This window comes from Streptomyces sp. WM6378 (assembly GCF_001279695.1).
Taxonomy (GTDB): domain Bacteria; phylum Actinomycetota; class Actinomycetes; order Streptomycetales; family Streptomycetaceae; genus Streptomyces.
Genome location: NZ_LGDD01000335.1, coordinates 1 through 21817, shown reverse-complemented (window position 1 = coordinate 21817; position 21817 = coordinate 1). Strand labels below are relative to the sequence as shown.

Genomic DNA, 21817 nt, shown 5'->3' with positions numbered 1-21817 from the left:
CGCACGGTCCGCGCGCGACCGGCGGCCGGCGGGAGCGCAAGGTGACCCGGCCACGCCATTCGCGGCGCGGGAATAAAACGGAGTCACCCTCCTGTTTGGCTTCGCGTACGCAGAACGCGTACGACCTGACGAGCTGGAGGCGCGGACCGGTGGACGTGGATGCGATTCGTGGGACGGCGGCCGGAACCGCCCCCGTACCCCTGTCCGTACTCGACCTGGTGACCGTCGGCAACGGTTACACCGCGAACCGTGCCCTGCGCACCAGCGTGGAGATCTCGCAGCTCGCCGAGCGGCGCGGCTTCCACCGGCACTGGGTCGCCGAGCACCACTCCATGCCGGGCGTCGCCTCGTCCGCGCCAGCCGTGATCCTCGCCCACCTCGCCGCGCACACCTCACGCATCCGGCTCGGTTCGGGCGGTGTCATGCTGCCCAACCACGCCCCGTTGGTGATCGCCGAGCAGTTCGGCACGCTGGAGGCGATGGCCCCGGGCCGCATCGACCTCGGGCTCGGGCGGGCGCCCGGCACGGACGGCGCGACGGCCGCCGCGCTGCGCCGCACCGACCGGCTCAACGAGACCGCCGAGGACTTCCCGCAGCAGCTCGCCGAGCTGACCCGCTTCCTCGACGACGACTTCCCCGACGGGCACCCGTACGCCCGCATCCACGCGGTGCCGGGTCCCGTGCAGGGCCCCTCGGCCCGGCCGCCGATCTGGCTGCTCGGCTCGTCCGGTTTCAGCGCCCGCCTGGCCGGCACGCTCGGCCTTCCCTTCGCCTTCGCGCACCACTTCTCGGCGGCGAACACCGTCCCGGCGCTGGACCTGTACCGGGATTCCTTCCGGCCGTCGCAGGTCCTTGACGCGCCGTACGCCCTGATCGGAGTCTCGGCGCTGGCGGCGGACGACGAGAAGGAGGCTCGGCGCCAGACCCTGACCAATGCGCTCTCGATGGTCCGCCTGCGCACCGGCCGACCGGGCCTCGTGCCGACCCCGGAGGAAGCCGAGTCCTACCAGTTCAGTGCGCTGGAGCGGGAGTTCGTGGACAGCTGGCTGGCGAACGTCGTCTCCGGGACGGCGCAGGAGGTGCGGGTGAGGCTGGACGAGCTCCAGAAGCGCACCGGTGCGGATGAGCTGATGATCACGGCCAACGCGCATGGGCCCGAGGTGAGGGTGCGCTCCTACGAGCTGATCGCTGACGAGTACGGGTTGCCTCGGCTGTGACCCCCTAGGAGCGCGGGGAACTGCGCGACCAGCCCACGACGGCCTGCGGTCGACCGAATGCGTGCGGAAGCGGCTGTTCCCGGCCGGCCCTGGGCTGGGCCGGGTTCCCCGCGCTCCCGCAGGTTGTCGTTCGGGTGCGGCCCGCCGGTGGCTGGTCGCACCCACGCGGCGGAGCCGCACAATGTCACAGCCCCGCGCCCCTTGGCGGCATGGGGACCAACTCGCTCTGGAACGCGGCGGGTTCCTCCTCCGTGCTCCTAAAGGCAAGGGGGGTTGTGGACCCAACTAGCCCTCAAATCAAGCCGGTTCCGCATCCAGCAGGGTGCTGACCACCCCCGCCAGAGCGTTCCGCACCGCCGCGTCGGCGACCAGGCCCGAGCCGGGGTCGATCGCGTCCCGCGGGACCGGGACATGGGCGGCCGCCGCGTCCACGACGAACGCCCCCGTGTAACCCAGCACCGTACGCAGCGCCGCATGCGCCCCCGCCGCACCAGTCGGGGCGACCGACGCGTTGATCCAGCCCACCCGCTTGTCCGTGATCTCGACGCCGCCCACCGTCCAGTCGAGCAGGTTCTTGAAGGAGCCCGGCAGGTCGCCCGCGTACTCCGGGGTGCAGATCAGGATCGCGTCCGCGTCCGCGATCAGGGCACGCAGCCGCACCACTTCCGCGGGCAGCGGCTCGGTGTCGTCGTCCGGGTTGAAGTGGGGGAGCGCGCCCATGCCTTCGTAGGTGACGGCCCTCGCGCGCCCGGCCGCCAGTTCCGCGAGCGTGCGGACCACGGCCGAGTTGGTGGAGGCGGCGCGCAGGCTGCCGCTGATGAGGACGAGGGTCGGGATGCCGGTCATGCCGCCGATGCTACGTCGGTAAAACCTGGGTTACCGGAGAGGACTGGTCCAGCCCGTCCCCCGGCGCCCCCGCGGCCGCGCCTGGCCAGTCATCGCCGGGTGCGGGCGGCCCGAGGCGCCTCAACTCCGCCCCTGACAGGCGCATTCACCTCCCGATTGGTCTAGTCCTCAATTTGGTTCAGACCATTGACGCGGCCGGGATTCGATCGCTATCACTTCCTCAACCGCCGTCACCCGCACCCCCTGTGCCGCATCCCCCGGAGGCCGTCTTGCACCGCCGCAGACCTCTTGTTGCCGCCCTGAGCACCGCCGTGCTCGCCGCCGGCGCCCTGGCCGCCTTCGCGGGTCTGGGCACCGCATCCGCCGCGGCCGCCGCCCAGAGCGCCGCGCCTTCGACGGGCGGCGTGAAGATCGCGTACTACGACCAGTGGAGCGTGTACGGGAACGCCTTCTACCCCAAGCACCTCGACACTCGCGGCATCGCGGGCAAACTGGACGTCCTCAACTACTCGTTCGGCAACATCGACCCCACCAACCTCACCTGTTTCGAGGCGAACAAGGCGGCGGGCGACGACAACAACCCCAACGCCGGTGACGGCGCGGGCGATTCGTTCGCCGACTACCAGAAGTCGTTCTCGGCCGCCGACAGCGTCAGTGGTGTCGCCGACACCTGGAACCAGCCGATCGTCGGCGTCTTCAACCAGTTCAAGCAGCTCAAGGCCAAGTACCCCAAGCTGAAGATCAACATCTCTCTCGGCGGCTGGACGTACTCCAAGTACTTCCACGACGCGGCCCTCACCGACGCCAGCCGCAAGAAGTTCGTCTCCTCCTGCATCAACCAGTACATCGCCGGAAACCTGCCGGTCGACGGCGGGTACGGCGGTGCCGGAACGGCGGCCGGGATCTTCGACGGCATTGACATCGACTGGGAGTACCCGGGCTCGCCCGACGGCCACCTCGGCAACCACTACGGCGCCGAGGACAAGGCCAACTACACCGCCCTGCTGGCCGAGTTCCGCTCGCAGCTGGATGCGTACGGAGCCGCGCACGGCGGCAAGCACTACCTCCTGACGGCGGCCCTCCCGGCCGGCCAGGACAAGATCAAGAACATCGAGACGGACAAGATCGGCGCGTCTCTCGACTACGCCAACATCATGACGTACGACATGCACGGCGCCTGGAACGCGACCGGGCCCACCTACCACCAGTCCCCGCTGGTCTCGCCCGCGAACGACCCGACGGACGTGATCAAGCCCGGCACCCAGAAGTACTCGATCTCCAATGCGATCGACTCCTGGATCGACGGCAACGCGGCCTACGGCATCGCGGGTGGCTTCCCGGCCAACAAGATCACGCTCGGGTACGAGTTCTACTACCGCGGCTGGAAGGGCGTCCCGGCGACCAACAACGGCCTCGCCCAGACCGCGACCGGCCCGTCCAATGCCCGGCCCACCAGCCAGGTCGCGGGCACCGCGCTCTACAAGGAGCTCGGCGGCATCGTCGACAACCCGGCGACCACCTTCTGGGACGCGGACGCGAAGGCCTCGTACTTCTACAAGGACGGCGAGTTCTTCACGGGCCTCGACAAGCAGTCCATCCAGGCCCGCGCCGACTACGCCCACCAGCGCGGCCTCGCCGGCGCCATGATGTACAGCCTGCTCGGCCTCGACGACAACACCACGCTGCTGGGCGAGATCGTGGACGCGGTCGGCTCATCCCCCTCCTCCTCCCCGGACCCGACACCGACGGCCACTAGCTCCCCGTCGCCGACCCCGACCGCGACCAACAGCCCGTCCCCGACCCCCGGCGGCTGCACCGCCACCGCGTGGGACAAGGCGGCGGCCTACGGCGGCGGTACGCAGGTCTCGTACGGCGGTCACACCTGGAAGGCCAAGTGGTGGACGCAGGGCGAGCAGCCCGGCACCACCGGCGAGTGGGGCGTCTGGCAGGACCTCGGCGCCTGCTGACCTGAGCGCCCCCGCACACGCGGCCGCCCCACTCCTCGCCCTGCGGCGGAGCGGGGCGGCCGTCCGCGTACCGGTGCTCAGACCTTCTGCGGGCTCAGCGCGACCATCTCGGCGATCCGGTCCGGCGCGACCGCCCGCGAGTAGAGCCAGCCCTGGCCGGTGTCGCAGCCGATCCGGGCGAGCCGGGAGGCCTGTTCGACGGTCTCCACGCACTCGGCGGTAACGGTGAGCCCGAGCCGGTGGGCGAGCTGGACCATCGCCTCGACGATGGTCTCGTCGGCCGGGTTGGGGTGGGCGCCGCCCTCGTCGTACTGGAAACCGCGCACGAACGAGCCGTCCAGCTTGAGGACGGACACGGGCAGTCGGCTCAGGTAGGCGAGGTTGGAGTAGCCGGTGCCGAAGTCGTCGATCGCGATGTGCACGCCCATGTCGGACAGGGCCTGAAGGGCCTGGAGCGGGCGGCCCGCCGAGCCCATCACCGCGGACTCGGTGAGCTCCAACTGGAGCAGGTCGGGCGGGAGCCCGGTCTCCGCGAGGATCTCCGCGACGTCCGCCACCAGGTCGGAGTCCCAGACCTGGCGCACCGCGACGTTGACGCTGACGAAGACCGGCGGCACGTCCGGGTGCTCGATCTGCCAGCGCCGCGCCTGCCGGCACGCGGTGCGCAGCACCCAGCGGCCGAGCTGGACGACCGAGCCGTCTTCTTCAGCAATTCCGATGAACCGATTCGGCGGGAGCATCCCGAACTGCGGATGGTTCCAGCGCACCAGCGCCTCGACCCCGTGCACCACCCCGTCGGCCATGCCCACCAGCGGCTGGTACTCCAGCGTGAACTCCCCGCGCTCGACGGCCGGCCGGAGCGTGGAGGACAGCGCCTGCCGGGTCATGCGGTGGGCGTTGCGCTCGGGGTCGAACAGCGTCCAGCGGGCCTTGCCGTCGGCCTTCGCCCAGTACAGCGTGGTGTCGGCGGCCTGCATCAGACCGGTCGCGGTGGTGCCGGCGCCGGCCCGCTCCACCACCCCGATCGACGCCGACACCGACAGGCGCTGGCCCGCCAGGTCGAACGGCTGCTGGAGGGCTTCCAGTACGGACCGGGCGAGCTCGGCCAGCTGCTCCGTGCCCGTGGAGTCCTCGACCAGGACGGCGAACTCGTCGCCGCCGAGCCGCGCCACCAGGTGCCCGCCGCTGCGCGCGTACCCGGCCTGGTCGGCGCACTCGGTGAGGCGGGCCGCGACCGCGCTGAGCAGCCGGTCGCCGACCCGGTGGCCGAGCGTGTCGTTGACCGCCTTGAACCCGTCGAGGTCGAGGTAGCAGATCCCGATGCGGCCGGTGCCGCCGTCGTAAGTGGACGCTTCGAGCGCGGAGTTGAGGCGCTCGAAGAAGAGGGTGCGGTTGGGCAGCCGGGTCACCGGGTCGTGCATCTGGAGGTGGCGCAGGCGCGCCTGGAGCTCGCGCCGGTCGCTGATGTCCGCGATCGAGAGCAGCACGCTGGAGCTGTCGGGCACGGGCGCGACGGTGACCTCGGCCCAGAGCGAATGCCCGTCGGGGTGCTTGAGGCGGCGGGTGCAGCGGAACCGGTTGCGGGCGCCGCGCAGCACCTCGCGGTAGGCGTGCCAGGTGCGGTTGTCGGCGGCCAGATCGACGAGGTCGGCGGCGTCCTGCTCGTGCAGCGCGGCCGGGTCGGTGCCCAGGAGTTCGGCGAGCGCGTCGTTGGCGGCGACGACGGTGCCCTCGCGGTCGACGACCGCCATCGCGAGGTGGGCGGCGTTGAACGCGGCCCGGTAGTCGCGCAGTTCGGAGGCGCTGCGCCCCATCGCGTACTCGGTGGCTTGGGTGGCCTGCTCGGCGCGCTCGGCCCGCAGGGCGGCCAGGAGCTCGGCGGCCCGGTCGGCGAGCGGGCCCGCCGGCTGCTCCGCAGGGGAGTCCGGCGCGGGGCCGGTCCGTTCCGGCGGATGCTTGGGCGGGGGGTTTCCGGCAGGTTCCGGAGGGCGCTCGGCCAGGGCGCCTCCGAGCCGGTCGATATGACGCTCTGTGATCGGCGACCGGGTGGTCGCGGGTGCTGGACCCGGTCCTTCGGAGGTTCCGCTCACCGCTGGCTCCCGCAGTGCAATCGAGTTGTGCAGAGGTAGTACGGAGTTGCTCTGGTTCTTCGGCCGGGGTGGACGACAGCCTTGTGAGCCGGTTCCACGCAGGAAAGTGTGCCGATCATAGAGGCTGGCGCGCGGCGCGATCCAGCTTCGTCGTCGTGATCAAGAGCACCAGGAGTTCCGGGTCGATCGTTGACCGATCGTTTCTGCGCGGGTGTGGCCGGGCTCGGGCCCTCGGTGATCGGTCGTGACTTTCCGTAAGTCATCGGGGTGTCGCCCCCCTCACCTTTCTGGGGCAGCAGAACAGGGCATATCTTAATAAACCTGCACAAAGTGGGTGGGATGTCCCGCATCCCGCTTCCGGAGGTCGACGTGCAGCGTCAGCAGACACCCGGGGGAGTGGAGCGTGTCCGGCTGCGCAGTGCGGCGGCGGCGCTCACCTCCCTCTCGGCGCTCGCCGCCATCTCGCTGGCGTCGGGTCCCGCCGTCGCGGCGAACGCCGCGGTGCCCTGCGCCCTGCCCCGGACCAAGGCCCACCACTCGCTCGGCCTCGACACCTGGAACGCCGCCTACCCGCGCCCGGTCCGCGCCCTGAACGCGGTGATGATCTTCCTGTCCTTCCCGGACTCGAAGCCGGCCACCACCCCCAAGGACCTGGCCGCCGACTACTTCCCCGCCACCAGCCGCTTCTTCGAGCAGGCCTCGTACGGCAAGTTCCGGCTGAACGCCGAGCCGCAGCAGCGCTGGGTGCGCATGCCGGCCGCGTCGACCTCGTACCGCATAGCGCGCGACTGGGACCCGGACCAGCGCACCCGCTATCTGCAGGACGCGATCCGCGCGGCCGATCCGACCACCGACTTCTCGAAGTACGACATCGTCTATCTGGTCGCCGACCCGGACGCGCCCGGTGTCGACGCTGACGCCACGAAAGTCGTCAACTTCGACCGGCCCGTGCGCGCGGACGGGCGGGACGTCAACCGCGTCGTGACCGTCTTCGAGCACCACCCGCCGGACCGCAACGTGCTGGCCCACGAGACCGGGCACGTCTTCGACCTGCCGGATCTCTATCACCGCCCCCAGGACGGGAAGAGTGGCGACTGGGACACCTATGTCGGCGACTGGGATGTGATGGGCAGTCAGTTCGGCACGGCGCCCGACCTGTTCGGCTGGCACAAGTGGAAGCTCGGCTGGCTGGACCGGCAGGAGGTCGCCTGCGTGACCGGCGACGGCACGAGCAGGCTCACCCTGGAGCCGCTGTCCGCGTCCCCCGCGAAGGCGGGCGCGGCCGGCAAGCGCCTCGCGGTGGCGCGTACCGGCGAGGACAGTGCGATCGTCATCGAGGTGCGGGACTCGGGCGGCCTGGACCGGGCGAGCTGCAAACAGGGACTGCTCGTCTACCGGGTCCGCAGCGGGTCCGCGTCCGGCGGCGGCCCGGTCGAGGTGCTCGACGCCCATCCGGGCACGGACGCGTGCTGGGAGAGGTCGGTGTACCCGGCGCTCGCGGACGCGCCGGTGGCGCTCGGCGAGACGTTCACGGTGCCCGGCGAGGGCATCAAGATCGAGGCCGAGGGCCGGACGAAATCGGGTGCCTGGACGGTCAAGATCTCGCACTGAGCGGTTCCGGCAGTGGGCACGGCCGGTCCTCGCCGCGGACACGAAGAAGCCCCCCGCTTCCGCGAGGGGCTTCTTCCGTCTGTGCGCCGCCAGGGACTCGAACCCCGGACCCGCTGATTAAGAGTCAGCTGCTCTAACCAACTGAGCTAGCGGCGCCTGCTGACGTCGTAGACATTAGCATCCTGATCGGCGCGAGGAAAAATCGATATCCGGGGAAGGTCCGTGGGCTTGTTCTTGGCCGCCCGGACACAGGCCCACAGCAGTACGTCGGGCCCCGGCAGCCAGGGGCGGCGGGTGTCGGGGGCCACCAGCCAGCGGGCCGCCCCCGTGTTCTCCCGCTGCGGGCGGACCAGGGCCGGGACGGTGACGGCGTCGCCCGCGCCGTGACAGAGCAGCGGCGGGACCGGGACCTCGGCGCCGTGCCACTCCTCCCACGCCAGGAGCGAGGGCAGCCGCTGCGCGGTGCCGGGCGCGGCGAACAGCAGCATGCGCCCGCGGTGGATCGCGACCGGCCCGGAGCCCGGCCCCTCGGCCCACAGCCGGTCGAGCATCCGGCGCCCGAAGATCGACGGCACGTTCACGACGTCGAAGACCGTGCCGCAGGGCAGCACGCCGGGGGCGGTCGGCCGGGCCTCCCAGAGGGAGAGGGTGCTGCGCGCGTGGGTGGCCGCGGACGACAGCCAGGCGGCGCCCGCGGCGGTCACCTCGCCGACCTGCTGGTCGTCCTCGTCGCGCAGTGCCCGGAAGATGTCGTACGCGTCCTCGCTCCCGGCCGGTCCGCCCCGCCCGCCGACCGCTGTGAGCGGGCCGCTGCCCGTCCTGGTCTCCCGGACCCCGCTGCCCCTGCCGTTGTCGCTGCTCATGCTCTACGTCTACCGGCTGGCCAGGTTCCGGTTCGGCGACTTGGCGGAAACCGGGACAGGGCGGGTTGGGAGGGGGTATCTTGCGCCCCGGCATATGCCCGGGGCGCGTGGCCGGGGTGGTGCGGGTGGTGCGGGCGGTCGTGATGCTCTAGGGGAGTTCTCCCGCGCGCATCAGATCGCGGCCGAACTCGATCATCTTCTTCGCGTAGTCCTCGGTCCACTGGGCCCGTTCCGCCACGTCGGCAGGGGTGAGCCGGTCGAAGCGGCGGGGGTCGGCGAGCTGGGCCGCCGCGATCGCCTGGAACTCGACCGCCCGGTCCGCCGCCGCCCGGAAGGCGAGGGCCAGCTCGGTCGCGCGCGAAAGGAGCGCCCGGGGGTCCTCTATGGACTCCAGGTCGAAGAAGTGCTCCGGGTCGGCGGTGGCCTCGGAAGGCTCGAAGAGCAGCGGCGCGGGCCTGAGCCGCTGCCGCTCCTCTTTCCGCTCGTGCTCCGGCATGTCTGTCCTCCCAGGGGCAAGTTCGACGGTCACGGTCCGGGCGCCCCGGGCCACCGTCCATTCTCCCGCGCGTACGCAAGGGGGCCTTCGCGGGGCCGTGAGCCGGTGCGGCTCAGGGCTGCCAGACACTGCGTCCATTGGCCGCCTCCGGAGGCGTGCCGGACTCCGTCCGGCGGTGGGGCCGTCCCTGGCTCACGGCTGCCAGCTGATCCGGTGTTCCGCCAGGTGGGACAGGACCGCGTGGTTCGCCTCCCACCCGTCAGGAAACTTCACCGTCACGCCCAGCTGCACCGGCTCCGTCGACGGGTGGTCGTCCAGGAGGTCCGTCACGCCCGCGCGGCACACCACGACGCAGGCGTGCCGGTGGCGCGAGGCCAGCACGCACAGGCGGCCCGTCTCCAGGTGGAAGGCCGTCGCGTCCGGGCGGCCCGAGAGCGGGTGCAGGACGACCGTCACGTCGAACTCCCTGCCCTGCAGCCGGTTCGCGGTGTCGACCGCCACCCCGCTCACGCCAAGCTCCGCGAGCGCCGCCCGGACCGCGGCGGCCTGGTCGCGGTGCGCGGTGCCGACCGCGATCCGGGCCGCCGTGAGCGGGACCGGCTCCGGCGAGCGCTCGCTGGTCGCGGCCCCGCCCCGGTCCAGGAGGCGGCGTACGACCTGGGCGACGGCGCGGACCGCCTCCGGGTCGGTGCGCGGGGTGTGCCGGGCGGGCAGTTCGAGCAGGGCCCAGCCCGACTCGGCCGCCTCGTCGAGCGCCCGGTCCGGCGCCGAGCCGTCCGAGGCGACGCCGAAGGCGAGCCGCCGGTCGCCGTGATCGGTGCCGCTGCGGAACGGCGTGAACGGATAGAACGCGTCCGATACCAGCGGCGCCGCCGACGCCGGCAGCCGCCACGAGACGGGCAGCCGGTGCTGCGGCAGCTCCGGGTTGTGCGCGAGCAGCGTCGAGACCGCGCTCGCCGACGGGTCGTAGGAAAGCCCCGCCCACTGCTCGGCGTCGGCGATCGCGAACGGGTCGAGCTGCCCCGGATCGCCCACGAACAGCGCCCGCTCGAAGAGCCCGGCGACCGCGAGCAGCGCGTCGGAGCGCATCTGGTACGCCTCGTCCACGATCGCGTGCCGCCAGGGCCCTCCCGTGTCGGTGGACTTGACGTGCGCCCACTTCGCGGCCGTCGAGATCACCACGTCCAGGCCCGCGAGATCGCCCGCCTTCGACGACTTCCGTACGTTCTCCAGCTCGTCCAGGGCCTTGTCGTACGGGTCGCTGTCGCTGCTGTGCAGGCGGCCGACCGGCAGGTCCGGGGCCTTTTCCGCGAGGCGTACCACCAGGTCGTCGACCTGCGAGTTGGTCTGCGCGACCACCATCAACGGGCGCCCGGCAGCGGCCAGTTCGAGGGCCGCGCGCACCACCAGCGTGGACTTGCCGGCGCCCGGCGGCGAGTCCACGACGACGCCGCGGGAGACGCCGTGCAGGGTGTCGGCGAGGATCGCGTCGGTGGCCGAGGCCGCGGCCGCGCCCGGATCGAAGGCGGTCACAGGATGTCCTCGGGGGTCAGCGGGTCGGGCTGTTCGGCGCCGCTGCCCGGCGGGCCGCCGTGGGTCCACGGGGTGGCTTCCGGGTCGGGCAGCTTGGGGGCGCCGCGCTGCTCGTGCTCGAACAGCGTCCAGCAGATCCGGTCGCCCTTCTCGGGGACGGAGCCGGGCGCCGGGTCCTTGGCGCGCCCCATCTTGTCCAGGATCCGCAGGACGAGGGCGCCTTCCGGTTCGTACGTCACGAACTCGGCCTTCTGCGGTTTGCCGTCCAGGGTGCGGTAGACCTTCGCGCCCTCGGCGAGATGCGGGGCGTCGTCCGTGCGCAGGGTGACCAGGGGGCGCGGGCTGGGGCGCTTGGACTCCGTCCATGCCGAGGTCACCTCGACGGCCTCGCCCGTGAACGCCTCGCCCGCGAGCCGACGGCCCGCCATCACGAGCGGGTCGTCCAGCGCCTCGCCCGCCTCAAGCTCGGCCTGCGCGCGCTCGCGCCGCAGCAGCTTGGTGGCGGCGGTCACCGCGTCGTCGCGGCGCGGCTGCGGCGGCTCACCCGCGGTGATGCGGTCCCGGTGGCCGGTGAAGGACCAGCGGTCGCTCGTCCAGCGCGCGGCCGCCCGCTCGCCCTCGGGGAGCTCCCGCAACAGGTCCAGGGCGCGCCACACCGCCGCCCAGGTGGGCATGAGCTGCGCCGCGAGCAGACGCCGTATCTCCCGTTCCGCGACGGTCAGTTGACCGAGCCGCTCGTCCGCTACGAGCCCGTCCTCGGCCGCCTGCAACGCCTTGCGGGCCCGGTCGTAGCGCTCCACGGCGGGGGCGAGCAGGCGGTTGTCGAACGCCGGGTCGGTGGCCGGGCCGGCCGGCGGGCAAAGGAGCTGGCCGTCCGCGCCCCGCGCCAGCTCGGCCCGCAGCGCCGCCTGAGCCCCCGACTCGCCCTCGGGCGGGTCGATCCAGGCGAGCAGCGCGCCCAGGTGCTGGTCCTCCAGGCTGGACTGGCCGGTCGCCCAGTGCCGGTTCAGGAGGTCGGTCGCGGCGAGCAGCAGCGCGGCCCCGGGGGTGCGGGCACGCTCGGCGTAGTGCGTGAACCAGCGGCCGAGCAGCGGGACCCGGGGCGGCGCCGGATGGGGCGTGTCCGGGTCCTGCTCGGCGGTGCGGCGGAACCGCATCGAGCGGCCGAGCAGGCGCACGAAGTCGAGGCCGGCCCGGCCCGGGACGATCAACTGCGGCGCGTCCGCGCACAGTTCGACCTCGACCTTGGTCTTCTTGCCGGTCTCCGGGTCCGTCTCGGAGCGCTCGACCGGCTCGACGTCGTCGGCGTACGCGTCCAGGTGCGGCAGTACGGCCTCGGCGAGGTCGGCCAGGAAGCCGAAGCGCAGGTCGCGGTCGCGGGGCTGGGGGACGACGAGCAGAGTTGGGGCCGCGCGGTCGGTGCCGACCAGCGCGCCGAGCGGAGCGCCCGCCTCGCCCGCCGTGGTGAGCGGCACGAAGACGAGGGGCCGCTCGGACAGATGGCGGTGGCGGACGGTGGTCAGCGGCTGTGCCCGGCCGGACTCGACGGCCTCAAGGCGGGCCAGGGTGGAGATCAGCGACACGGGGCGCCCGCCTCCGCGCGCAGGGCGGCCGCGCGGCGTACCGCGGCCACCGTCGGATCGGCGGGGTCGCCCGACTCGCCGCGCGCGGCCGCGAGGACCTCGCCGATCGTGGTCAGGCCGCCGAGCTCGCCCCGCAGGGAGCGGCCGAGCGCGGTCACCGCGCCCTCCTCGCGGGCCCGGCCCCGGCAGTGGAAGGCCAGCTCGCAGGCGGCCAGGCACTCCGGCGCGTACACCGCGGGAACCGCCTCGACGGCCGCGGCCAGGGACTCGCCGGACTGGCCGTCGAGGTCGAAGGTGATGCCCGGCGCCAGGGCGTCCGCGATGTCCTCGATACGGGCCAGGCGCGTCAACTGCCGCCGGGTGACGGAGAGTTGCTTGCGCACGTCGATGACGGACGCGGTCGGCAGGTTCGAGAAGTCCTTGGGGCAGACCAGCAGGACCGAGTGGTCCACCGAGGCGCCGTCGGTGCGCGCCGCGACCCGCTCAAGGGCCAGGACGTACACCGCGGACTGGCGGGCGGCGGCGCCCACCTTCGACGGGTCGGCGGCCGCGTCGATCATGGGGAAGGACTTGATCTCGACGACCGTCCAGCGCCCGTCGGGGTGCACCACCACCGCGTCCGGCTCCAGGTAGGCGGGGGAGCCCGCCACTTCCAGGGCCAGCATCGGATGGTCGAGCAGCGTCCAGCTTCCGGCCGCGGTGGCCTCGCGCAGGGCGAGCGCGGTGCGGGCCGCGCGGCCCTCGGGACCGGCCGCCGCGAGATCGGGGGCGATGGCGTCGCCGGGCGGCTCGGCGCCCTCGCCCATCCGCTCGTGCAGCAGGCGGAGCAGTTCGGTGCCGCCGTCGCCCTTCACCTTCGCCTCGAAGGCGTTGCCCCGCATGAACGCGAACTGGGACTGGCCGAACGCCGCCGACGGCGAGCCGATCGCCTCTGCGAGCGCGCCCTTGTCCACCCCGGCGCCGTCCAGGAGGGCGCGTCTGCGGCAGCCCGGGTTCGCGGCGAGGGCCGCGAGCGCCCGTGCGTCCAGCGGCCGGGCCGGGAGGGCCGGGCCGCGCAGCTCAGCGAGCCTTCGACGGAGTGCTGTCGCCGGCCTCTGCGGGGGTGTCGGAGGACTTCCGCTGCCCAGGGATTCGCTCACCCACGGAAGTCTCGCATCCGGCACCGACAATCGAGGCGTCCGTGGCGGAAGAGGCGGGCGCGAAGCGGGCGCGCACGCGCTCCGCGAGCCGCAGCACGGGCCTGGAGAGCCACAGGCCGAGGCCCATCACGGCGACGCCCGCGACCGCGTCGAGCAGGTAGTGGTTGGCCGTGCCCATCACCACGAACGTAATGGTCAGCGGATACGCGAGGGCGGCGATCTTCGTTATTCGGCTGCCGCCGAACTTCCACAGCATCACCCCGCACCACAGGGCCCACCCGACGTGCAGGCTCGGCATCGCGGCGAACTGGTTGGTCATGCCGCCGAGCCCCCGGGGCGCGCTCGCCTCGCCGCCCCACCAGCCGTACGAGCCGTACTGGGCCATCGTGTCGGTGAAGCCCTGCACCGCCGGGAGCAACCGGGGCGGGCAGGTCGGCAGGAACGTGAAGCCGATCAGGCCGAGCAGGGTGGAGGTCATCAGCCAGCCGCGGGCCGCCCGGTACTGGGTGGGGCGGCGGCGGAACAGCCAGATCAGGACAGCCGGCGTGACCAGGTAGTGCAGCGAGGCGTAGATGAAGTCGGCGGGTATGCCGACCGCCGGGGTGTGCGTGAACAGCCTGTTCAGCGGGTGTTCGGCGTTGAGGCTGAGGGCCTTCTCGATGCGCAGGATGGACAGGCCGTGCTCGACGGCCCGCGCCTCGTCGCCGCGTACGATCAGTCGTCCCAGGGAGTAGGCCGCGTACACGATCGCGATCAGCGGGAGTTCGGTCCACCAGCGCGGTCGCGTGGCTTGCTGCGGCGGCTGCATCCGGCGGGTTCCTCCAACTGGTCCTCGGGTTGCCCGCGGGGGCCTCCGGGTTTTTGGCGTGCGTTCAACCGTACGGTGTAAGTGATCGCTCTCACGCAGCACCCCGGCGTTCCGGTCAGACGCCAAGATCCGACTCGGGGTTGCTTCGGCGGGTGCGCGATGATGGTTACCGGAATTACCGGAACATTTCGTACGTGATCGGGAGAGAACACCCATGGCAGCCGCCGCACCGCGCATCCTGCTGGCCCGGCACGGGCAGACCGAGTGGTCGCTCGCGGGCAAGCACACCGGCCGGACCGACATCCCCCTCCTGGAGGAGGGCCGGCGCGGCGCGAAGCTCCTCGGCGAGCGGCTGCACCGGGAGCCGTGGGGCGGGCTGCCCGGCGTCGAGGTCCGCACCAGCCCGCTCGTGCGGGCGGCCGAGACGTGCGAGCTGGCCGGGTTCGGGGACCGGGCCGAGCCGTGGGACGCGCTCATGGAGTACGACTACGGGGCGTACGAGGGCATGGCGCCGCCCGAGATCCAGGCGCTGCGGCCCGGCTGGTTCATCTGGCGGGACGGGGTGCCGGACGGGGAGACCCTGGCGCAGGTCTCCGCGCGGGCGGACGAGGTCGTGGCGTGGGCGCGCTCTGCCGGGCGGGACGTGCTGGTCTTCGCCCACGGGCACATTCTGCGGTCCATCGCGGCGAGGTGGCTGGGCGAGGACATCTCCTTCGCGGCCCGCATCCGCCTCGACCCGACGTCGCTGTCGGTCCTGGGGTGGGCGTACGGGGCGCCGGCGCTGGAGCGGTGGAACGACACGGGGCACCTTGAGCGGTGAGCTGATCCGGTACGGCGCGGACGAGGTTGCCCGGGGCTGCGCCCCGGACCCCGGGGGGTCGGTCGGCCCGGCTCCTGGGGCTGCGCCCCGGACCCCGGCGGATTTGCCCGCCCACCCACCCGTGCAAGGGGTTGGAGAGCTCGGCCCCTGGGGCTCCGCCCCGGACCCCGGCGGGTTCGGCCCCCCGGGGTCGGTCGGCCCGGCACCTGGGGCTGCGCCCCAGACCCCGGCGGGCTTCCCACCCGCCTGCCCGTGACGGGGGTTGAGAAGGCTGAGCCCTGGGGCTGCGCCCCAGACCCCCTGCGGGGACTTCGTCCCCTGCACCCCTTTCGGGGCCTGCGCCCCTCGACCCCGCGGGGACTTTGTCTCCGGCCCTGCTTTCGCGGAGGGGCTGCGCCCCAGCCCCCCCCCCGCGGGGACCTCGTCCCCCCCAACCCCTCTCGGGGGCTTCGCCCCCGGACCTCCGTTCGCGCCTGAAAGGCGCTCGTCCTCAAGCGCCGGACGGGCTGGAAGTGGGCTGACGTCCGTGTATGCGCGCCCGGCCAGGAGCGGAATGACATCCGTGTATGCCTCCCCGGCCAGGAGTGGGCTGGCGTTTGTGCCCGCCCGGCCCCGGGGCGGGCTGGCGTCCGCGTATGCCTCCCCGGCCAGGAGTGGGCTGGTGTCTGTGCCTGCCCGGTCCCAGGGGTGGGGCGGTGTCCGTCATCTGCTGGATGGCTCGGGGTGCGCGTACCGCATGGCGCTAGGGGCGCGGGGAACTGCGCGACCAGCCACGCACGGTGCGCAGATGACAGCCCTCCGCGCCGGCCTCCGCACCATCAGCCCCTCCGGCGTTTGAGGAGCGGGGGAGGCGGGGGCGGCGCCCCGGGGAAACGGGCCTCAGCCCATTTTCACCCCCGGAGGGTCTCGGGAAGGGGCGGGGTGGGGGACAACCGGCTACACGGCCACCGCTGCCCGGCGCTCCAGGAACGCTGCCACCTCCGGCGAAGCCCGATGCGGGGCCAGGATTCGGGACGTGTCCGCCAGCATCGCCTGGATCCGGGTGGACTGGACCTGGTTCAGAAGGTCCAGGACCTGCTGACCCGCCGCCGCGGATTCCGCCGGCGCCCCCGCCCGAGCGAGGTCGTCCGCGAGCTCGGCCCGGTACAGGGCCAGGTTCCGGGCGAAGTGGGGGTCCTGCACGGTCGCCGCGCGGTGCGCGTGGCGGGCCGCCCGCGACCAGTCGCCCAGCGCCGACCAGCACTGCGCCTGGAGCATCTCCAGCTCGGCCTCGACGAAGAAGGTCATCCACTCCGGGTCGGCCGGCGAGGCGCCCCGCGCGAAGTGGGAGTGGGCCCGCGTCAGGGACTCCTCGCACGCCGAGCGGTCGCCGAGCCCCGCCCAGCCGCCGGCCTCGCGCAGCGCGAGCAGGGACAGCAGCCGGGGCGAGCCGAGCGTGAGCGCAGCGCGCTCGCCCGCCTGCGCCGCCCGCATCGCCTCGCGCGGCCGGCCCATGTCCCTGGCCAGGAACGACATGTTGCAGAACGCGTGCGCCTCAAGACCGGCGTCGCCCGCGAGCCGGGCCGTCGCGAGGGCCTCCGCGTAGTGCGAGCGGGCCTCGCCGAAGCGGCCCGAGTCGTGCGCCAACCAGCCGACGGAGATGGCCAGTTCACCCGCGCCCGCGTGCAGCCGCTCCTGCGTCGAGCGCCGCGCCGCGCTCGCGTCGAGCAGGGCGTACGCGGTGCGCAGCGGCTGGGCGGCCCGCTGGTAGAGCCCGTCAGCGCCGTGCCGGTCGTCGAGCAGTCTGATCCGGCGCACCGCCTCCTCGACGGCGGTCACCTCGGCCTCGCCGATGTGCTGGACGGGATGTGCGGATGCCGGGCCGAGGCCCAGCGAGACGGCCGCCACCGTGGCGGTGGAGCCCGTCATGAATGCGCGACGCAGCACGTCGCTCTCCTCGTGGTTCTGGTGATTGCGGTTCTGGATCTGGTTGTGATGGATGTGGATGTGGTCCGACGGTTGGCCGGGGCTTTGGCCGGCGCCTTGGCCGGGACCTTGGTCGGACGAACCGTCGCGTGGATGGGCGGGGCGGGGCGTGATGTGGAGCAGGGGCGCGGCGGAAAGCGGGCGCGCCCCTCGGCCCCGTACCGTCTCTCTCGCCGAGAACCCCAAGTCGGCCAGGGTCAAACCCGGGAACATGTGCCGGAAGACCCTTTCGTACGCGTAGTTGGGGCAGCGGATCTCGCCGTTCTCCACGCGTCCGATGTAGCGGGCGTCGCAGGCGACCTGTTCGCCGATCTCGCGGGCGGCCCGGCGGACCGCGGCCGCGAACTCGCCCGGTGAACGGGCGCCCCTCAACTGCCGGAAGGCCACGTTGGGTTCCCGCGTCTGCCGACGCGTCTGCGGAGTCCGCTCGTTCACCCGGGGGTCTTCCTGGGGATCTGGTGACGGCGCCATGGCTCGACAGCTCTCTCTGGCGGGGTGGTGCGGAGCAAGAACGTACCTGCTGTGACGAGTCGTTCACGCAGTGTTTGGCTACAAACCGGATATCTCACCCACGATCCGCCATGAACTGCCATCCTTTGCGGCGGCGTGGTGCCGTTCCCCTTGACGCGCAAGGGCGTTGAACCATGTGGAGAGCGCCAGACACCGCAGAGACGCGGAGGGCTTGCCTTGTTGGAGGACTGCGTGAACACCGACACCGACATCGACTTCACAGGCTCCGGTACGCAGACGACGGCCGTCCGGCATCCGCATGCACCGCAGCCGAGCGCCCCGCCGGTCCTCGCGTGCGCCGTCGAGGAACCCTGCGACCTGGTCACCGTGCCCGCCCGCCAGGGTCTGGAGGCCGTCGACATCATCCGGCGCGGCTCCGCCCCGGCCGCCGTCGGCCCCGTCCTGCACGACGGGACCTGCGACACCCTCGGCTTCCTCGTGCCGTCCGGCACCGCCGCCGCCTGGGACGTGCCGGGCAGCGCCTGTACGGAGACCAACGGGCGCGGCCTTCGCATCGAGGGCCTGCCCGTCGAGCCGCCCGTCACCGGCTCGGGCTGGCTGCTCCCCCCGAACACCACCGAGGTCACCGATCCGGGCCTGCTGCGCGCCGCCCTCGGCGAGGCGGCCCGGATGATCGAGGCCGCAGACGGGATCAGCGAGGCCGACGGCCGTTGAGGGCCTGCTGTCTGGACTCCGGCCGGATCGGGCACAGGCTCTGAGCGCCGCCACCGCGCGGGCAGGCGGCACCCGCTCGGCCGGTCGATAATGGCCGGATGGCGAAAAGCAGCAGGCGGCGCGGGCCCGAGCCCGTCGTCGAGACGGTGGACGGCGGCCTCGCCGAGCTCATACCCGACCGGGACCGGACCGGCGGGTGGACGCTGCTGCTCGACGGGGCGCCCCAGTCGCACGTGGACCTGGCCGCTCCGGACCGGCTGACCTTCGAGTACCAGCGCCGCCTCGGCCACGTCATCGACCTCGCGGCCCCGCCCGGCCAGGCCCTGAACGTCCTGCACCTCGGCGGCGGCGCCTTCACCCTGGCCCGCTACATCGCGGCCACCCGGCCCCGCTCCACCCAGCAGATAGTCGAGCTCGACGCCGCGCTCGTCCAGCTCGTACGCCGTGAGCTGCCGCTCGACCCGGGGGCCAGGATCCGGGTGCGGGGCGGCGACGCGCGCGCCGGGCTCGGCAAGCTCCCCGACGGCTGGGCCGACCTCGTCATCGCGGACGTGTTCAGCGGGGCCCGCACCCCCGCCCATCTGACCAGCACCGAGTTCCTCGCCGACGTACGCAGGGTGCTGAAGCCGGGTGGCACGTACGCCGCGAATCTCGCCGACGGGCCGCCGCTCGCGCATCTGCGGGGCCAGATCGCGACGGCCGCCGGAGTCTTCCCCGAGCTCGCGCTCGCCGCCGATCCGACGGTGCTGCGCGGCAAGCGGTTCGGGAACGTGGTGCTCGCCGGCTCGGCCGTGCCGCTGCCCGTCGCCGAGCTGACCCGGCGCATCGCGGGCGACCCGCACCCCGGCCGCGTCCTGCACGGACGCGAGCTCGCCGACTTCACGGGCGGGGCCCTCGCGGTGAGCGACGCGAGCGCGAAGCCCTCGCCGGCGCCGCCGGCGGGGGCGTTCCGCTGAGCGGTCAGACGCGGGCTCTCAGGTGTTGTTGATCTCCACCGAGGGCGGGTGGCCGTTCCAGGTGCAGAACACCGAGACGGTCTCGCTGCCCCGGGTGAAGGTGACCCGTATCCACTCCGACTGGATCCAGCGCTCCATCTGCCAGCCCGACGCTGGTGTCGCCGAGACCAGTTGGGCCGAGGTGTCGCCGAGGTCGAAGACGACCCGGCCGCCCGAGACGTTGTAGCCCTGTACCGCGCCGGAATTGGCCGGGTTGCCCGAACTGCCGGACGGCGACGGCGACTTGGCGCCGGTCGGCGCGTGGCTGCCCGGCGGCTTGCCGCTCGCGGCGTCCTTCGACGGCTTCTGGGAGGGGGAGGACGACGCGGAGGGCGGGGTCTCCCTGGGCCGCTGGGTGGACGAGGCGTCCGGCTTCGATCCTTGGGCGGTGTGCGCGTCGCCGCTGATCGGCAGGGCGCGGGGCGGGTCGTACACCGTGCCGGCGAGCACCGTGTGGACGCCCCACCAGGAGAGCGTGACCGCCGCTCCAGTGGCGAGCGACCACGCCAAACCGTGTACGAGTCCTCTGTGCATCCGGGCCATACTGCACCACGAGCCCCACCCGTGTCCCGCCGCCGTCGACTCCACTCCCACGGGGGACTCCGGTCCTCCGCATGGCGTACGGTGCGGGCCATGGCAAGTGTGCTCGTGGTCGAGGACGACCAGTTTGTCCGCTCCGCCCTCATCCGCCACCTCACCGAGGCCTCCCACACGGTACGGAGCGTCGGCACGGCACTTGAGGCGCTGCGCGAAGTGGCCCATTTCCGGTTCGACGTGGTCATCCTGGACCTCGGACTGCCCGATCTGGACGGGTCCGAGGCGCTGAAGATGCTGCGCGGCATCACCGACGTACCGGTGATCATCGCCACCGCGCGGGACGACGAGACGGAGATCGTCCGGCTGCTCAACGACGGCGCCGACGACTACCTCACCAAGCCGTTCTCCGTGGAGCACCTCTCCGCGCGGATGGCCGCCGTGCTGCGCCGGGCGCGCGCCACGGCCGGGGCCGAACCGCCGTCACGCGTGCTCCAGGTCGGCGGGCTCTGCATCGACCCGCTGCGCCGGCAGGCCGAGCTCGACGGCGTACAGCTCGACCTGACCCGGCGCGAGTTCGACCTGCTCGCCTTCCTCGCCGGGCGGCCCGGCGTGGTCGTGCCCCGCAAGGAGCTGCTCGCCGAGGTGTGGCAGCAGTCGTACGGCGACGACCAGACCATTGATGTGCATCTGTCCTGGTTGCGAAGGAAGTTGGGGGAGACGGCCGCGCGGCCGCGCTATCTGCACACGCTGCGGGGCGTGGGCGTGAAGCTGGAGCCACCGCAGTGAGGTGGGCCCTGGTCAAGGTCTGCCTCGCCGTCACCGTGATGGTCGTGGTCGCCTTCGCGGTGCCGCTCGGCATGGTCATCAAGGAGATGGCCCGCGACCGGGCGTTCTCCAACGCCGAGCGGCAGGCCTCGGCGATCGGGCCGACCCTGTCCATCACCACCGACCGCGACGCGCTGGAGCGCGCCGTCGCCTCCACTCAGTCCGGCGCCGAGGACCGGATGGCCGTGCACGTCCCGGCGGACCCGGCCGTCGCGGGCAGCGCGCCGGTGGAGATCGGCAGGCAGCGGGCGGCGGACAAGGACCTCCAGGCAACGAGGAAGGTCATCAAGGCTTCCATCGCGGACGTCTCGGGCGGCTCCACGCTGCTCCAGCCGACCGCGCTCAGCTCCGGCCAGATCGCGATCGTCGAGGTCTTCGTGCCGGAGGCCGAGGTCACCAACGGCGTGACGACGGCCTGGCTCGTCCTCGCGGGTGTCGGCATCGGCCTGATCATCGGCTCCGTGGCCGTCGCCGACCGCCTTGGCGTACGCATGGTCCGCCCGGCCCAGCGGCTCGCGGGCGCGGCGCAGGACCTGGGCGAGGGCAAGCTCGGGGCGCGGGTCCCCGAGGAGGGCCCCACCGAACTGCGCTCCGCCGCCGTCGCCTTCAACTCGATGGCCGACCAGGTGGTCCAACTCCTCGCCAACGAGCGGGAGTTGGCGGCCGACCTCTCGCACCGGCTGCGTACGCCGCTCACCGTACTCCGCCTGAACGCGGCCTCCCTCGGGGACGGGCCCGCGGCCGATCAGACCCGGGCCGCGGTCGAGCAGCTGGAGCGGGAGGTCGACACGATCATCCGCACCGCGCGCGAGGCCAAGCCGAAGACCCAGCCCGCCGGGCCGGGCGCGGGGTGCGACGCCTGCGAGGTCATCCTCGACCGGATGGAATTCTGGTCGGCGCTCGCCGAGGACGAGGGGCGCGAGGTGCGGCTCGCCGGGGTGGACCGGCCCGTGCGCATCCCGGTCGCCCGGCCCGATCTCGTGGCAGTGCTCGACGCGCTCCTCGGCAACGTGTTCCGGCACACGCCGGAAGGCACGGCGTTCTCGGTGGACGTCCACAACGGGGAGGACGCGGTGATCGTGCTCGTCTCCGACGCGGGGCCGGGGATCGCCGATCCTCGGGCGGCGCTGGCCCGGGGCAACAGCGGGGGGCGTCCCGGCTCCACCGGGCTCGGCCTCGACATCGTCCGCCGGGTCGCCGAATCGACGGGCGGCGACGTCCGGATCGGCCACTCCGTCCTGGGCGGGACGGAGGTCCGTCTCTGGATCGGCCTGGGCGCTACGCCTCCGGGGCGGCGGGGGCATCGGGTACGGGGGCGGGGGAGGGCTCGGCGGGGC

Annotated in this window: 18 protein-coding genes and 1 tRNA gene; 8 read left to right on the top strand and 11 right to left on the bottom strand. The window is 72.9% G+C overall.

Annotated features, from left to right (window positions below):
* Positions 1 to 125: 125 nt before the first annotated feature.
* Positions 126 to 1217, top strand: coding sequence for an LLM class flavin-dependent oxidoreductase (locus tag ADK54_RS37310; RefSeq protein WP_053730303.1), 1092 nt, complete (start codon positions 126 to 128; stop codon positions 1215 to 1217).
* 297 nt (positions 1218 to 1514) lie between these two features.
* Here the strand turns inward: ADK54_RS37310 and ADK54_RS37305 are convergent, their stop codons facing one another.
* Positions 1515 to 2063: an NADPH-dependent FMN reductase gene (locus tag ADK54_RS37305; RefSeq protein ID WP_053730262.1), complete on the bottom strand. Its 549-nt coding sequence runs from the start codon at positions 2061 to 2063 to the stop codon at positions 1515 to 1517.
* Between the two features lie 269 nt (positions 2064 to 2332).
* On the opposite strand from ADK54_RS37305, the gene ADK54_RS37300 reads away from it, so the two are divergent.
* A complete protein-coding gene (locus ADK54_RS37300; protein ID WP_053730261.1) occupies positions 2333 to 4030 on the top strand; it encodes a glycosyl hydrolase family 18 protein in 1698 nt (565 codons plus the stop codon).
* A 77-nt stretch (positions 4031 to 4107) separates the two neighbouring features.
* Here ADK54_RS37300 and ADK54_RS37295 read toward each other — a convergent pair whose 3' ends face one another.
* A complete protein-coding gene (locus ADK54_RS37295) occupies positions 4108 to 5844 on the bottom strand; it encodes a putative bifunctional diguanylate cyclase/phosphodiesterase (protein ID WP_053730302.1) in 1737 nt (578 codons plus the stop codon).
* A 615-nt stretch (positions 5845 to 6459) separates the two neighbouring features.
* On the opposite strand from ADK54_RS37295, the gene ADK54_RS37290 reads away from it, so the two are divergent.
* Positions 6460 to 7731 (top strand): M6 family metalloprotease domain-containing protein, encoded by a 1272-nt coding sequence (locus ADK54_RS37290; protein WP_107090710.1) that lies wholly within the window; start codon positions 6460 to 6462, stop codon positions 7729 to 7731.
* 82 nt (positions 7732 to 7813) lie between these two features.
* On the opposite strand, the gene ADK54_RS37285 is transcribed toward ADK54_RS37290, so the two are convergent.
* The 7 genes from ADK54_RS37285 to ADK54_RS37260 all read right to left on the bottom strand — a co-directional run bounded on the left by ADK54_RS37285 (position 7814) and on the right by ADK54_RS37260 (position 14153).
* Positions 7814 to 7887: transfer RNA gene (locus tag ADK54_RS37285), tRNA-Lys, on the bottom strand.
* A complete protein-coding gene (locus ADK54_RS42730) occupies positions 7878 to 8594 on the bottom strand; it encodes a bifunctional DNA primase/polymerase (protein ID WP_078966930.1) in 717 nt (238 codons plus the stop codon). Before ADK54_RS42730 ends, ADK54_RS37285 begins: the two co-directional genes overlap by 10 nt.
* Before the next feature lie 148 nt (positions 8595 to 8742).
* On the bottom strand, positions 8743 to 9090 hold the full coding sequence (locus ADK54_RS37280) for a hypothetical protein (protein ID WP_053730260.1): 348 nt from the start codon (positions 9088 to 9090) through the stop codon (positions 8743 to 8745).
* Between the two features lie 192 nt (positions 9091 to 9282).
* The gene (locus ADK54_RS37275) at positions 9283 to 10623 is read right to left on the bottom strand and encodes an AAA domain-containing protein (RefSeq protein ID WP_053730259.1); all 1341 of its coding nucleotides are present in this window, start codon (positions 10621 to 10623) and stop codon (positions 9283 to 9285) included.
* Complete coding sequence (locus ADK54_RS37270; RefSeq protein ID WP_053730258.1) at positions 10620 to 12206, bottom strand: hypothetical protein; 1587 nt, start codon at positions 12204 to 12206, stop codon at positions 10620 to 10622. Before ADK54_RS37270 ends, ADK54_RS37275 begins: the two co-directional genes overlap by 4 nt.
* A complete protein-coding gene (locus tag ADK54_RS37265) occupies positions 12197 to 13345 on the bottom strand; it encodes a hypothetical protein (protein ID WP_078966929.1) in 1149 nt (382 codons plus the stop codon). The genes ADK54_RS37270 and ADK54_RS37265 overlap by 10 nt, the downstream gene beginning before the upstream one ends.
* Positions 13266 to 14153, bottom strand: coding sequence for a phosphatase PAP2 family protein (locus tag ADK54_RS37260; protein WP_053730256.1), 888 nt, complete (start codon positions 14151 to 14153; stop codon positions 13266 to 13268). The genes ADK54_RS37265 and ADK54_RS37260 overlap by 80 nt, the downstream gene beginning before the upstream one ends.
* Before the next feature lie 214 nt (positions 14154 to 14367).
* On the opposite strand from ADK54_RS37260, the gene ADK54_RS37255 reads away from it, so the two are divergent.
* On the top strand, positions 14368 to 14973 hold the full coding sequence (locus ADK54_RS37255; RefSeq protein WP_053730255.1) for a histidine phosphatase family protein: 606 nt from the start codon (positions 14368 to 14370) through the stop codon (positions 14971 to 14973).
* 936 nt (positions 14974 to 15909) lie between these two features.
* On the opposite strand, the gene ADK54_RS37250 is transcribed toward ADK54_RS37255, so the two are convergent.
* Positions 15910 to 17409 carry a tetratricopeptide repeat protein gene (locus ADK54_RS37250; RefSeq protein WP_420717468.1) on the bottom strand — a complete coding sequence of 500 codons (1500 nt, stop codon included), beginning with the start codon at positions 17407 to 17409 and terminating at the stop codon, positions 15910 to 15912.
* A gap of 231 nt (positions 17410 to 17640) precedes the next feature.
* On the opposite strand from ADK54_RS37250, the gene ADK54_RS37245 reads away from it, so the two are divergent.
* Both ADK54_RS37245 and ADK54_RS37240 read left to right on the top strand, forming a co-directional pair.
* Positions 17641 to 18123: a hypothetical protein gene (locus ADK54_RS37245; RefSeq protein WP_398872156.1), complete on the top strand. Its 483-nt coding sequence runs from the start codon at positions 17641 to 17643 to the stop codon at positions 18121 to 18123.
* A 98-nt stretch (positions 18124 to 18221) separates the two neighbouring features.
* Positions 18222 to 19079 (top strand): spermidine synthase, encoded by an 858-nt coding sequence (locus tag ADK54_RS37240; RefSeq protein ID WP_053730253.1) that lies wholly within the window; start codon positions 18222 to 18224, stop codon positions 19077 to 19079.
* Positions 19080 to 19097: 18 nt separating this feature from the next.
* On the opposite strand, the gene ADK54_RS37235 is transcribed toward ADK54_RS37240, so the two are convergent.
* Positions 19098 to 19652: a hypothetical protein gene (locus ADK54_RS37235; RefSeq protein WP_053730299.1), complete on the bottom strand. Its 555-nt coding sequence runs from the start codon at positions 19650 to 19652 to the stop codon at positions 19098 to 19100.
* A gap of 99 nt (positions 19653 to 19751) precedes the next feature.
* Here ADK54_RS37235 and ADK54_RS37230 point away from each other — a divergent pair, with 99 nt between their 5' ends.
* Entirely contained in the window at positions 19752 to 20441 is a 690-nt protein-coding gene (locus ADK54_RS37230) for a response regulator transcription factor (RefSeq protein WP_053730252.1), read from the top strand.
* Positions 20438 to 21817, top strand: a 1380-nt coding sequence (locus tag ADK54_RS37225; protein ID WP_053730251.1) for a sensor histidine kinase, incomplete at its 3' end; no start/stop codon positions are given. The genes ADK54_RS37230 and ADK54_RS37225, both read left to right, overlap by 4 nt.